9 protein-coding genes and 1 riboswitch are annotated in these 14,151 nt (G+C 49.8%); all 9 genes read right to left on the bottom strand.

Going from position 1 to position 14,151, the window contains the following annotated elements:
• Nucleotides 1-220: 220 nt before the first annotated feature.
• A complete protein-coding gene (locus tag VFG09_10685) occupies nucleotides 221-2,185 on the bottom strand; it encodes a hypothetical protein (GenBank protein ID HET6515616.1) in 1,965 nt (654 codons plus the stop codon).
• Nucleotides 2,186-2,497: 312 nt separating this feature from the next.
• Nucleotides 2,498-4,309 (bottom strand): peptidylprolyl isomerase, encoded by a 1,812-nt coding sequence (locus VFG09_10680; protein HET6515615.1) that lies wholly within the window; start codon nucleotides 4,307-4,309, stop codon nucleotides 2,498-2,500.
• The gene (locus VFG09_10675) at nucleotides 4,306-5,556 is read right to left on the bottom strand and encodes a hypothetical protein (protein HET6515614.1); all 1,251 of its coding nucleotides are present in this window, start codon (nucleotides 5,554-5,556) and stop codon (nucleotides 4,306-4,308) included. Before VFG09_10675 ends, VFG09_10680 begins: the two co-directional genes overlap by 4 nt.
• A complete protein-coding gene (locus VFG09_10670; protein HET6515613.1) occupies nucleotides 5,531-6,109 on the bottom strand; it encodes a GNA1162 family protein in 579 nt (192 codons plus the stop codon). The genes VFG09_10675 and VFG09_10670 overlap by 26 nt, the downstream gene beginning before the upstream one ends.
• Before the next feature lie 19 nt (nucleotides 6,110-6,128).
• Entirely contained in the window at nucleotides 6,129-8,351 is a 2,223-nt protein-coding gene (locus VFG09_10665) for a hypothetical protein (GenBank protein ID HET6515612.1), read from the bottom strand.
• A gap of 59 nt (nucleotides 8,352-8,410) precedes the next feature.
• Nucleotides 8,411-9,808 (bottom strand): beta-propeller fold lactonase family protein, encoded by a 1,398-nt coding sequence (locus VFG09_10660; protein ID HET6515611.1) that lies wholly within the window; start codon nucleotides 9,806-9,808, stop codon nucleotides 8,411-8,413.
• A 409-nt stretch (nucleotides 9,809-10,217) separates the two neighbouring features.
• Nucleotides 10,218-11,462: a cytochrome c3 family protein gene (locus tag VFG09_10655; protein ID HET6515610.1), complete on the bottom strand. Its 1,245-nt coding sequence runs from the start codon at nucleotides 11,460-11,462 to the stop codon at nucleotides 10,218-10,220.
• A 29-nt stretch (nucleotides 11,463-11,491) separates the two neighbouring features.
• Nucleotides 11,492-11,567: riboswitch (cyclic di-GMP riboswitch) on the bottom strand.
• A 148-nt stretch (nucleotides 11,568-11,715) separates the two neighbouring features.
• Nucleotides 11,716-12,447, bottom strand: coding sequence for a hypothetical protein (locus VFG09_10650; GenBank protein HET6515609.1), 732 nt, complete (start codon nucleotides 12,445-12,447; stop codon nucleotides 11,716-11,718).
• A 522-nt stretch (nucleotides 12,448-12,969) separates the two neighbouring features.
• On the bottom strand, nucleotides 12,970-14,151 hold a 1,182-nt coding region (locus tag VFG09_10645), incomplete at its 5' end, for a tetratricopeptide repeat protein (GenBank protein ID HET6515608.1).

The raw sequence follows: 14,151 nt of genomic DNA, 5'->3' as shown, positions 1-14,151 counted from the left end.
ATAATAGTCTGCACATTCTTGGCCGTCATTCCCGCGAAGGCGGGAATCCACTTTGAACAGAATGGATGCCCGACTAAGGATCTCGGGCATGACCAATAATAGGGAGCACATCTGTAAATATTATTTTGAGACTGTTAATATCATCGGGCGTTGTATTGATTTCGAACCTCTTACGACAGTCGCGAGTTTCCGCAAGAAGTTGCGTGCGCATTCGCGCACATCAGGTAAATTTTCTCTGGAGAATAATCACCCCTCCCAGATCGGAGAACGTATCATACTTTTGCCTTATGTAATCCACCACCTCCGGAACCTGGACCGTTTCCGGTATACCGTCGACGCGCCACGTATTGAGGCTGTAAACGATGAATCTGGGCTTTTTCTTTTCAAGGTCTGAGATTAATTCTCGTCGTTGTGCAGAGGTCGCCGCATGATAGGCATAGGCGTAGCGGGTCGGGTTCTGTTTATTAAAGACAAAATAGTAGGCCGCCTCATTCGGAAAAAAATATACGTATCTGTCATCCCGGGCATACGTGTCAAGAAAGTTTTTTATCCGGATCATGTCTTTTGCCGTAGCGGGATCATACAATACACCCCCCCTGCCGATGTCATGAACAGGGACGCCTGTTGGTTTGACTGAATGCATTTGCGGGAAACGTATGAGTCTCTCTACCGTGTCTTCCATGTTGTGTCCGAGAATGGAAGGTCCGGAGAATAACGCAACTGACAGCGTACCCAAGATGATAAGTGCAAATATGGCATGACCGAGTTTCATATAGATCTTCTGACTGCACCTCATGGCGGCTGCCAAAGAATCCATTTGAAGCGCAAGCAGAATAAATGTCGGTGGAAAGACCTTAATATCGTTTCCAAGAGACCTTCCCAAAGGTATTCTCATGAGAATCATACAGTACAACAAAAGCATTACCCTAAGGTACAGTGTTCTCTGATCACTTTTCAGAAGAAACGAAACCGCAAGATATACGGACATTATACTGTAAAAAAAAATCATCCAATATGACACGGGAGACGTCTGCATCGGATGGGAAAGAAAATCCCGAAACGCGGGGAAAGGAATGCCGGCGTAGCCCAACGTCATCACCATGGGGAGTTCGTACATGTTGTCCAGAAACATGGTGAAATCGTTCTTACCGGCGAAAATAAGGATTGCAGGCAAGATCGCTGTGACCAGTCCAGCCGTCAGGGCAGCCGTATCGGTGATAAATAGCTTCACGTTGCGATGTTCCATGACGTTGCGGAGCAACAATGCGCACAGGGACACCACCAGGGAAGCGATACCTGCCTCTTGACTAAATAAGGCGCCTAGCCCCGTGACAAGACCCGCAATCGCAAGCCGTCTCCTTCCGCCTTTTTCGCGATAAGCGTTAATGAGGAAAAAAGAGAGAATTTCCGGGACAAACCTCAGTGCGCTAAAGTTGATGGACAGCGACCAGAGCGGCGGGTACATGGAAAAAAAGAGAAGGCTCCCTAAGACAAACAGGAGATACGAACGAACTGTCTTGAAGAGAAAAACAACGACGATCCCGAAGGCCAACAAGTCATAGCAATACTTTACAACTCGTTCGATGACCACCGTCTGACCGAATATTTTCATCGCCGCCGCAAGAGGATAAACGAGCAGCGGTCCATAAGAGCAGAAGAAGTCCTTTCCATATAAGCCGCCGGAAAGGATGCTCTGAGCCCAGGCAAGGTTCTCTCCCTCTTCTCCAAGAAACGGCCATGATCCGACAAAGGGATTGTAATTGGCCATGTAAAACTCACTGATTCGAAATGTCAATATGACACAAGCGCAGATTGCCAGAAGACCAAGTAATGTGGAGGCATATTTTCCCCCCGGAGCGTGCGCCTCCGGACACTTAAATAATTCACTCAACTGAGTCATTCTTCGCCTTGCCCAGAAATACCAGGGAAGGACAGAAAACGAAAAAGGGAAAAAGAGGAGAGAAAAATAGGCCACAAAGTCTTTTGTTTTTGGATGGTCCACGAGGGTAGATATGCTCACGATTCCCAGTTCTCTGGCCTTTCGAAGTTCAGACGAAAAATCAAAGGGGATCAGCATGAACAGATATGAAGCAAAAATCCCGATAAAAAACCCGACGGTAAGGATGAATAAGTGGCTGACATACAGGGTTGTATGAGGTGTAGTATGCTTCGGTACCGTATCCATCTTCAATATAATAACCTTTAATATTTCACGAGACTTCGTGGCAGCCACGAGCAGGCTGGGTTGATAACGGCACGAAGGTCGTCATCCTTAAAGTGCCGCCCGCTTTCTGTGCGAAGATAGTCAGTATCGAAGAAAATAGGCCATAAACGGCATGACCAAAAAACCTACCTTTTTAAAAAGATATCGGCATTACCAAAGACTCCCTGGAAGAGTCAATATTCCGCCTGTAGTGAGTCAGAAATCCCTTTACATGAGAAAGGTCGCAAAGTCCCTTGCACGTCACATATGTAAAGAAGCGTTGGCCGCACTACACTAGGGCTTATATTCTTTTATCTGTTTTGCGAGGTCGTCCGCAAATATCTTTACACTGTAGGAGCCCCATAGTTTACCCATCAATTCGTCAAAGTGCTTGTTTAATTTCTCACTGAAGAGTCTATCAGATATTGTATTACCTACCGCCTGAAGGGGTAACGGCCTTGGGGGGTAGACCTCTCGTATCATGAGGACATAAAAATACCCTCTTGAACTCATATATAGCCTCACGTCGCCGGGCTTAACGCCCAAGACAGCCTTGTGCAGACCTTCAGGCAAGTCCGACATATTCAGGAGTTCGCCGCCGACCTCTTCATCGGAACCACCGGCAGTTTTTTTATCCACCTGGCCCTCGGCATTTTCCTTTATCCATTTGGGGTCAGTGCCCTTTCTCAGTTCTTCAATCGCCTTCTCTGCTTCATCCCTCTTATCAAAGATAATACTGTCGAACTTTATCTGTTCGCGGGTAGAAAACTCTGACTGATGTTCATGATAATATGCTTCCACTTCAGCGCGAGAGACTTTGACGTCGGGGACGACAACTTTGCTCACAAAGGCCGAAAAGACCACGCTGTCTTCGTAATCTCTCACCAACGCCTTATACTCGTCTGTCTTATCAATACCCCTTGCCAGGGCTTCCATTAAGATAGCTCTCTTGGAAAGAATGCTATAGAGCATGTCCTTTTTCTTCCTGTTGACCCTCTTCCTCTTGATCGCCCCTTCTACATCGTGGAAATAAGTATCCTTTATGTCGTTCGTATACTCTCCGACAGTAATCGGTTCGCCGCCTTTCACCTCGACAAGAACCCTTTTATCTTCCATGAGACTGAGAAAGCCGGGCTTTTCAGCCTCAAAGTCAAGGGAGTCAAAGAGTTCCTGGTCGAGTTTCAGATACTTTTCCGACAATGCCTTGGTATTTTCCTCTATCACCTTTGTCCGTTTCTTGGAAAGCGCTTCTGCCCGAGCTTCTTCCCGCACCGCCGCCGGGTCTTTTGAGGACTGAACATCCTCCAGTTTCAGGATAAGGAAAACTTTCTGCGTAGGGATGATCGGGCTCACACTGCCGACGGCCATGCCGGAAATTGCATCTCTTATCTCAGGCCCCATATCGCCCTTTTTAAGGCTCTCTTCCTTGTATGTGTCCGCCGTGTGATGAGCAATCATCTGTTTAGCCTCATTATCGAAATCCTTTCCGGCCTTTACCGCCTCCTCCATCTTCTCCGCATCTTCCTTCTTCAAAAACCAGACCTCTTTTAGCTTGAACTCTTCAAGACGGTCCTGATAGAGCTTCTCCACCTCGGCTTCATCTGGTACGACATCTTTCGTGAGCTGGTCGAGCATAAGGCTCCTGAGAGCCTGTTTAGCGAATGCCTTTACCTCCTCGCGTATTTCAGGTTGTTCGTCAATACCTATCTCCTTTGCTTCCGCTACGGCAAGCCGCGTATTAATCAGTCTTCTCAAGACCTGCGCAAAGTCTATACGACCTGCCTTATCTGTTTTTTCCGACATTTCACCGTGAATCTCTGCAAGGGATTTTCTGAATTCCCGAAACGTGATAGGATCATCATTGACCGACGCAAGGGCGACATCGGAGAAGCGAGATGAATTGATGGGAACTCTCTGGAGAACGGAGCCCCCTGACTCTTCCTGTGGTGAAGTGATAGGGGTTTTCACCAGAATATATCCCCCCGTCGTGTCTGACTGTCTCCCTTCGCCCTCTCCAGATGGGTTCTGCCCATAAGCAAGCGCTGACATGCCAATAAAGAGAAACAAAGAGAAACCTATGCTCAGTCTGCGGACAAATGCTTTCATAACACTCCCTTCTTAAGTTCTCGTCTATCCAGTCCTTTGGAAAGTAGCCCAACCGTTGCCTGGACCATTTCTGATGTCAGCGAAGACGCTGTCCTTATCTTACCCAAATCAAATACGGTGATCCTATCATCTCCCGTATTATGGCTGTCAGAACTAAAAACCGTCATTCTCTGCTTTTTTTCTATCAGCAACACAGAAAACGCCACATAGCACGTACCAACGGGACCCTGATAATCATAATAATCGGTTACTGTTCCGGCAAGCACCAAATCGGCCCCGACCCGCGAGGTAATAAGGTCAAAATCCGCGAGGGAGATGCTGTCTCGCATCATTATCCTCTCATCGAGCATCGTTTGCCGAACGATGCCTGGATCGATAACCGTGATCTCCTTCAGACTGGCCAACTGCCGGATAAACTCAAGCATCAACACATCACCTGCATTTATTCTACCTGATCTATTTTGAAATGGCATAACCACCACAGAGTATCTCTTGTGTGCGTCCATGAAAGGAGTTATGTAATAGCTCCTCGGCTTAAAAGAACCGAAGAGATCCTTTATTAAATTCCATACCGAACTAGGGGGGACGGTCTTGCCAGACAGCTCTTTCGAGCGTTCATCGCCCGAACCCGCCTCAATCTCTCTCATGCCTATCCCTGCAGACGATAAATAGTCTATGAGGGAGTCTGAGAGATGCAAGACTGCCCTGTCCAGGAGTATCTGAGGGTCACTGACCAGACCTAATCCGAGAATCCCAGGTCTATCGTCGCCTGCTAAACCTACACTTTCAGACCACAAAATTACAGGTCTCCCTCCCGTCGAAACCAATCTTGCAGTCAAAGCAATCTTAGGAGGATAGCCGTCATCGTAGAGCTCATAGAAAATAATGAGAACAGCGTCTATTCCCAGCTCCGACTTAAACGACTCAGATTCCTCACGCGACAATCCTCCTACATAGCGGATCCGGTGCCTTACCATAATTTTTTCTAACGCCTCATCACTCAGGACGTTCACCCCCTGGGCCTGCAGTCGCCCGATCACCAACTGACGTGTCTCTTTCAGAGGCGCCTTTTTTCCGGTCAGGTTGGTGATGGGATAAACTGCCAGCAGGACATTCTTGACTGCCACGGGCTTCGCAACGAAGGCCTGCCCACCGATATTTGCGCATCCGGAGAAGAAGAGGAAGAAGGAGGAGAGGACAACGAGTACTCTCTTATTGATATTAAAAGAGCTTGTCGATGATATCATCTACCGCCTGTTCCGTCACCTCATTCATGGGTTTTCCGCTCGGACCTAAGAGGCGGTCCTTCACGCTGATACCACCTTCTTGAGAGCTGGCAGTCCATACAATCTTCCCTGTCTGGCCCTCAAGCATGCTCATGCTTAGAGCGATGATAGAGCCGATAGCCTGACCTGATCTGACCTCTCCGTATTCTTTGACCACCCCGGTAATCACGGCATCTGCCTTCACGATACCGCAAAACTTCATTGCCTCCTCCTGAGACGGGGCAGTCGGCTCTGCAACCCCGGCCCTCGCAATACCTCGCGCGACATCACCCGGCGGCAAGACATAGACTCCACCTGTTGCTATGAGTCTGCCCATGAAGGTATCTCGTACCCTGGATCCAGCCTGCTGCACTTGAGACAGGTTCGCAAAAGGCATCACTGCGACAGTCTTAATCGCCCCAAAATCCATGTTCTCGTCACGCCAGACATCAAGCCGATGGGATGCGCACGCTGACACCATGACAATGAACATTGCAACTGCGCATATTGCTGCTCCCTTCACCCTGCTTCCCATGTTCTCCTCCCAGGGATCATCAAAAATTCAGCCTGTATTCAACCGCAAAAACCTCTTGCGTCTCCTGCGATTTCTGTTGTATCGCGCCTACTGTTGCAGCGTTAGAGCTGTCTTTAATTATAGAATAGGAGAGTGTCAAATAGCCAGCTTTCCTGAGATTCAATCTTAGATAGGGCCTTATGAGCCTGCTTTTTGAATTGTTCTGATCATTGAGAACCTCATTGTAATAGAAGCTGCACTGCAAATCTCCTCCCTGGAACGGAGACCAGTCGACCTGGTAATTCTGTACGAAATTGTTTTCTTGCCAGGCCCAATCAGCAGTAAAATAAACCGAGGGAAAGGGTGTATAGGAGAGTGCAAGATCCTTGCTAGAAGTTGATGTTGAATTGCTCGGCTGTCCGCCCCCGGATTGCCGCGAATTAGAAAGATTGCCGCTCAGAGTCAGCGACAGTTTCCTCGTGGGAGACATCGTAACCCCAAAATTCAGGGTGGAACCTTTGTTGTCTCTGCCGGTGTAATCGGAGGTAAGGAAGGTCCCGGCATTGAGATAGGCGCTGATGCCTGTGTACAATTGGGCCGTGTTGCTGAGATAAAGACTATGTTGGGTTGTCGATCCCTGAGGCTGCTCCAGGAGGCTTCCGCCGTAAGTCAGAGTCTGCGAAAGGGTACTGAGAGGGACAGCATCGACGGCTGCGTTCCAGTTATAGTTTACTACCTTCTCGGCATTGCCGTTCTTAAGGTCCTGCCTTGATACAGTAGCCCTCGCCGTGAAAATACTGCTCAGTGGCTGGGTCAGACCAAGGAGGTTTGACAGAGTCCATACCGAAGGAGAACGGATTCCGCCGGCACTTGCCGTTACGAGGGAATATGAGACGTCGTAATAAAGGTCAGGCCTTTCGAGGATAATGACACGCAGATCCGTATTGACCCTTTGCGTTGTTGAGGACAGACTGCGGCTGCGATTCGTAGAGGAAGTTTGCTTTGTAAAGGCCTGAATCTCGGTGACGAATATCTTGTCCGGATCCGGGAAAGACGGTACAGATGCGGCCACAGTCGGCGAAAGAGGGCTGACGACGACCTTGATATATCTCGCGGACGTATCCGGGAAAGTTATCTCAAAATGGTTCGAAAGCTGAATGAATGTCGCTGAGGCCTGCTGCATGATTAATGTCCAATTCAGATTATCGGAGCTCGTGTAGACCGCCCACGAGTAAGAGTTGGCTATTACATCAGGGAGCTGATCCCTGTCAATCCAGACAAAAAGCGTGTTCACTCCCGTCGCTGCAAGAAAATCAAGGCCGATATTTCGCGGCCTTGTATCTCCTCCCACAGGGGGAAGCCCTATATTTATTCCTGCACTCGCTGTAGTGACATTGTCGATAAGAAAAGGGTTTGGGTCAAGGGCGCCAAGGGCCGGTGTGTTCGTCAAGGATGAAAGACCTTGAAAAGGGAAGACAGGGATGTTCACACTCGTGCCCCCGCCTCCTCCGACAGAAGTGTCCAGATTGGTATGTGCTATCTCATAAAACCCGTAAAAGCTGGCGCGGCCATTAAAAAGACTTTTCGTGTAATCTGTCCTTAAGTCATTGCTGAGGTTCGTAACCTCGGTGTTCCTCAGTTTGTCTTGATTGTCTAAGTAGGCGCCATAGTATCTGAAGTTCAGGTTCCCCTGGGAGTATTGGGAAGTCCAAGAGACCTGATCAGCCACAACGTTTTCAGAGGCACGGGCTTCATCATAGGTATTTGTATGACTCAAGAATATGTTCAGCAGCGGAAGATCTGCCGGTCTCCACTCCAACCTGCCCTGATAACTTTCGCTGGTAAGAGTAGTTTTCTGAGAGCCGGAAGCATTGGCCTCAGTCCGGGTCTTGTAATATGAGAGATCGGCGCCGAAGGGGTAAGCGCCCCATTTCAGATCGAGATAGGGCCTTATCAGCCTGGTCTGTGAGTCACTATCCCCTCCATCTGAGGTCGTAGTTTTAGTATTCGTCTGTTGAAACAAGCCGCTCGCAGAAAAATCAAGGTTCGGAAAGATGTTCTTTGTCAGGGTCAAACTATATCTCTGGTCGAAGATACGATCTTTTGTGCCTGTATTCAATGGGCCGAGTTCCAACTTGTCGTGGCTTAAGGCGTATGTGAGATCGAGATAGCCGGAAATGGAGTCAGCCAGGGCCTCACCTTGAAAGAAGAGAAGAAATCCGGACAGGAGCGCAGCCGAGCGATAAGCCCTTTCCAGAAGCACCTGCAGCCACCTCAGTCTTTGTACGTGAAGCGCAGGGAAGGGTCTCATCGGCCAGACTTCTACCTCTCCCCTATAATGCTCACCCACTGGGGATTTTCAGCAACTTCAATTTCACCGACGACCTTCCTGCTGATAAGGTTGACAATCGAAACAATATTCTTTTCCGGCATTACAAGGCAAAGGTTGTTTTCATCTCCATCGATCGTCATATAGCCTACGGGTCCTCCTGTCCTGATGCTGTAAGAAGGGGTGAGGGTGAAGGGATTATAGACAGTTACAGAATTATCGCGCCTGTTGCCGATGTAAAGGAGATCAGTCTTTGTATCGACCTTCATGGAGATCGCCCCCATCCCTATAAACGCCCTCCTTACGACGTTAAGGGTGGCGACGTCAAGGACGACAAGGTAGGGAGAGCCTGAAAATATCACGTACAGCCGGTCACCCTTACTGTTAAACTGCCCCCGCACGGGGCTTGATTCCAGTGGCAGAGTTGCAACAACTGTCCTGCGTGCTATATCGATTATGGACATGCTATTGGAATAACTGTTGAAGACGTAGGCCTTTTTGCCGCTGTTGTCGATCAGGAGCGAGCGAGGGCCGTCACCCACAGGAATTCTTTGCAACTCCACAAGATTAGAAGCATCGAGAAAGCTTACGGTCCTCGTTCCATAATTTGCGGTAAGCAGCATGCTGCCGTCACGGGTGAGGGCGATCTCGCGAGGGTCGTCGCCGGGCGCAATCCTGGCGCTGTTGATCGTATTGCCGGTCAAAATATCGATGACCTCAACGGCATCCTCATCCGATATGGCCACGTAGGCCTTAAAGCGCACCGGATCAGCCACTACGGCCCTCGGGCCCCTCCCCGTAGCAATGGCACCTGAAGCCTCAACGCCTTTCTTGTCAATAACGGTTACGACATCAGAGCCGTAGTTCGAAATATATCCGGTCATACCGCTCAGCGGCATCTTCGAGACAGATGCGAGAAACACAGGTCTGAAGGTAACGTTATTTATCGCTTCACCATAATTCAATGCGAGTTGGATCACATACGCCTTTTTCCTCTCAACATGGAAGTTAAAGTCCACTTTCACCGGGCCTTCGGGAACAATAAGAGAAGCTATCCCCTCTTGCGTCTTCAACCCGGCGTTCTTGACTCGGAAGGATAAACCCCCATACTCACCGGGAGGAAGTGCGACGAATGCAAGGAGGCGCTGCCTTCCCAGCGTATCCGCATTAAAATCTTTGAATGCAAGGGAAAGGGGGATTTCCTCACCCTTTGTGGTCAACGCCGAGACTTTTTCCAGCGAAAACCTGAGCCTTTCCGCCTCCTTAGGGAAAGGCTGCACATAGAGAAAGAACCCGCCGGCGTTTTCGAGACTTAGCCTTGCCACAACAGGCATGGTCTGGCATCCCGTCAGCAACACAAAGAAAAAGAGAACGAGTGCTATTCTTTTCACATTTCTCCCTTTATGCAGCTTCTTATCATACGCCATATGAGCATTCATTTCAATTTCAATTAAACACCCTCGCAATCAGCGTCAACACCCCTCGCCTTCTCTCTTCCTCCGAATCCTGAAATCTTCATTTTCCTAGCAAAATCTATTCCATAAGTTGCCTCTCCTTGTTGTAAAATAAACCTTTGAATATCAGTAACTTATGATTCTCCAGAGATTACCGTGGAACAACCACATCTCTTTATCCGTTGGGAATCCAGCTTTTCCAGTACATCGCCCCTCTGGATTCCCGCCTGCGCGGGAATGACGACATCCACACAAATCCATGAAGAACGAAAAAAAAAGGGCCGGCATATGCCGGCCCTTTTCACGATATGCCAAGTAGACAACCCTCGGCACAGTGCCTGAACGACTAGTCTTTAGCGTGGCACTTGTTGCAGAGCTGCCTCTGATAGGCTGAGAACTTCGTTGTATTGTAGTCATAGTAGCCTTTTGAGGCTTCCGTTGCGCTATAGCCCTGGCCGCTGTTACCCGTGGGATACGCGCCAGCGGTGACGATGGTCGTCTGGGAGGGATCCCATCTGAACATATTTTCCCATGCGCTCGCATGCGTCCTGTGGCAGGAGACGCACATAACCGTTGCTGTTGCAGGCACGGTGCCGGTACCCGGACCGTTCAGGTTGGAATCGTTGGTCTGGGCATGGCTCTTAAGGGTATTGATGTTGGCTGTGGTGTAGGTCAGGCCTTCTTCAAACGGAACAAGCGACAGGTACGAGTTGGTCCCGGTGCCCGTCATGTTACCGGACTTCACATAGCTGTTGTAGTTGGCCTGTATCGAGCCGGCCATTACCGTACCCTGCGGGTGACGGAGTATGCCTGCCGTGCTGTGCATGTCAGGATGGCAGGTGCCGCAGAAATCGGACATACCTGAGCCGTAGGCCACGCGGGTCTGGGTGTAGTACTCTGACCTGTTGTAGGTGCTGTTTACGACCGCAACCGGCGGGGTGGCCGGGAAGGTCACGCCGTCAACAGTGTCTCCTGCACGAAGCAGACGGTATACGCCAGTTGACAAAAGTTCACCAGTTGAGAAGGTTGACGGTAAGGAACCATAGGAACCAGAGGTGTAGATAGCGCCGCTGGTCTTGCTGTAGGTGCCTGCCGTCGTCCAACGGCCCTTGCCGTGCATGTCATGGCAGCTGGTGCAGTGGAGAGATCCTGCCGGGAACGTGCCGCCAGGAGCAGTATTGTTATCAGGGTCAGCTATGAGGTATCCGGTGTCATAGCCAGCAGCTACGATGTTATGGCCGTGTCTCTGACCGTAGTTGGTGGTTACGGCATTACGGACAGACGGCCAATAGGTCTTGTTCAGCCAGCCGAAGTCACCGCCGGGGCCTTCATTGTTCGGCGGGGTTCCCGCAGGCATTTCAGATGTCTTAGTGGCGACATGGTAGCTGGACTGGCCTGACTCGCCATGGCACTCAAGACAGGTCGAGCTCGGATCAACGCCGATGGTCAGGTTGGCGGTAGCTGCATTGTGCATCTGGTGGCAGCCTGTGCACTCGGCGACGCCGCCGGAATGGAACGCGAAGCTGCTGCCTGCAAGCCCCAGAACAAAGAGGGCTGCCGCAAAAATTATCGCTATCTTGCTAACTTTCATCTAATCCTCCGAATCACTAATCTTTTCTCTCCGGCAACCCGGCCGTCCCAAGGGGACCCGTCGGCTTTGCGCCCCCACCTCGCGGTGGGTTTACCTTTTTCGGAGGATTTTGTTCACAATTTGAGATACCTTGAGGGTATCCCGCCATTAACCCCCATTGAACCAACTCTTTTCTTCCTCTCACCACCTCCTTATCTGTGGCAGCGATGATGAGATCATTGCTGCCATAAGCTCTTCACTCAAGAGAGCCATTTCATTTATAGGACAACCTGTAGACACTCACCCCTCTATTTGCAGCCACATAAACCATATCCTTGCTGTTCACGGCTACATCCTGCGGCGAAAGAAGGGTGCCAGGTTCGCCTTCCCAATCCCCAAACATACTCAAAAACGTGAACCCTTTGTCAAATATCTGGACCGCTCCCTTCAACTGATCGGCGACCAGGTAATTTCCCCTGGTGTCCGAAGTAATTCCTGATGCCTGGTTGAATTTCCCCGGCATGCTCCCGGCCTGACCGAACGATCGCAGCTTCCCTTCAGGTGAAAGCACAAACGCCTGGAAGAGAACTTTTATGGTGAACAAAAGGTCTCCGTCCTTGTCAACATCGAAACCAGTCATCATATTGTCTGCACGTTCATCCGGCTTAAGCTCCAGCAGGGGCAAAAGATCATATTGCTTTTTAAAAAGACCGTTCACGTCGGTAACAACTACCTGCAGTGATAAATCGGCAAAGTAAAGCAACCCCTTGTTGTACCTCATTTGATACGGCACAAACTGCGAAAGTTCTGAGGGCAGCCCATTCATCTTAATTTCAGAGATCGGCTCTCCCCTGTAATTACGGCGAACAATCCTGGCCCCGCCTTCGTAACTGAAGGATAGAGTAATGAGATCTCCCTCGGGCAGGACCGCAAGACCCCTCATAATACCAAGATCGGTGCCGGCGTCGCTGAAGCTGTACACCTCCATGCCGGCCTCGTTGAACACCCTTGCTGTCTCCTGATAGAGCACATAGGTTTCATTCCTGTCATAATCAATAGCCAGGCCGGCGCCGGCCACCGGGACCGTGCCGAAAAAATCAGACAGATTATAAAGAAAACGTGCCTCCACAGCCGCAAAAACCGGGGAACATGCAAAAAATACGACGATCAGTGAAACAAGACAGATGAGAGATGGTTTCTTCTTCATATATATCGTTTTCACAACGCCATAAATATAAGCAACAATAGTGCCAGAAATCATCTTTAAAAAAATTCCCAATAAAACAAATGGTTACATTAACAATTGGGAATCCTTCCACAGATATTAACCAAACCGGCTTTGCGATTTCACCATGAGCAACAGAAATTTGCCTACTTTGACCAATTTCGAGGCTACCATGTGAGAGGGTATCCCCTATTCCCTGAATGTGGGGCGCCCCAAGGCTCGCCTGCAGCTCCGGAACAGGCAAAAAACTCTTATATGCTGCAGGGGTTGGGGAGAAGTACAGGCTTCGGAAAATTCCCGCACTTATTGTGCATTCAGCCCCGGCGAAAGAGTGCTGAGCCTGTTCCGTGCCGTCATATTATTCGCATCAAGTTGCAAGGCCTTCTTGTAGTTGATAATGGCGTCATCCCTCATGCCGAGCCATTCATAGCTCAGGCCCAGGTTGCTGTAAGCGCCTGAAAAGGACGGGTCCAAGCTGACGGCTTTATTGAGGTGATAGATTGCCATCCGATATAAACCCTTGGCGATATAAGCCACACCGAGGTTGTTATGGGCATCGGCGAAATCCGGGTTCATCTGGACGGCGACCTGAAGAAGTTCTATCGCCCTATCGGGCATGCCCAAGTCATTGTACGCAACAGCAAGATCGTTATAGACCTTGGGGCTCGGCTGCAACTGAAGCGCTGCCCGATACTGCCGGACAGCCCCATCCAGTTCACCCTCCCTGTATAACACCTGGCCGAAATTATAATGGGCTATCGCAGCATCCGGAGACTTTATGACTGCGTCTTCCCAGAGGGTGCGGTCGTTCCTCCAGACAGGGTTCCTCGCAACGACTCCTGCGGAATATAAGGCAATGAGCAGACAGACAGCGACAGGCAGGGACAAGAAGCCCTTCCGCCATGCCTTCTGTGGGTATTGCACCGCCAAGGAAAGAAGCAAAATGAATCCTGCTGAAGGCAGGTAGAGGTACCGCTCTGAAAAAGGGTTTTCACCGAGGGCAGGGATGTAAAGGACCGGAAGCAAAGGGAAAAGAATCATCATCGAAAAGAAAAAAGCCTTCTTGTTCGCCCTATGCACCATGAAGAGGGACACCGCCACTATCATGACAAAGATGAGGGCAGAAAAGGCCGGCGCCTTTAGCAGCGACGAGGCTGGATGAAAGGTATAGAAGACACGCAAGTTCAGCGGCAGTATGAGTTTCAAGGCGTAATCCCTGAGCAAAGGAAGGGCACTGATGACATACTGATAAGCGCTCAATTCGGCATGCCGTTTCACAGGAGCAAAACTGCCGAGGGCTTGGGCCCTGAGAAGGAAATAGACTGCAGTCGCTGAAAAAAAAGGCAGGTATCGAGCTGCCTGATTCCATAGTGTCCTACGGTCCCTTCTCACAAAATGGTCATAAGCGATGACCAGAAAGGGAAAGACAAGCGCCGTTTCCTTGCATAATGTCGCGAGAAAAAAAAGAAAGACTGACAGAGGGTA

Source organism: Thermodesulfovibrionales bacterium (assembly GCA_035686305.1).
Classification (GTDB): Bacteria; Nitrospirota; Thermodesulfovibrionia; order Thermodesulfovibrionales; family UBA9159; genus DASRZP01.
This window is presented reverse-complemented; position numbering and strand designations above follow the sequence as displayed.

Excerpts from the sequence above, each read along its gene's own strand:
- VFG09_10685 (HET6515616.1), bottom strand. The coding sequence starts at position 2,185 with ATGGATACGGTACCGAAGCATACTACACCTCATACAACCCTGTATGTC.
- VFG09_10680 (HET6515615.1), bottom strand. The coding sequence starts at position 4,309 with ATGAAAGCATTTGTCCGCAGACTGAGCATAGGTTTCTCTTTGTTTCTC.
- VFG09_10675 (HET6515614.1), bottom strand. The coding sequence starts at position 5,556 with ATGATATCATCGACAAGCTCTTTTAATATCAATAAGAGAGTACTCGTT.
- VFG09_10670 (HET6515613.1), bottom strand. The coding sequence starts at position 6,109 with ATGGGAAGCAGGGTGAAGGGAGCAGCAATATGCGCAGTTGCAATGTTC.
- VFG09_10655 (HET6515610.1), bottom strand. The coding sequence starts at position 11,462 with ATGAAAGTTAGCAAGATAGCGATAATTTTTGCGGCAGCCCTCTTTGTT.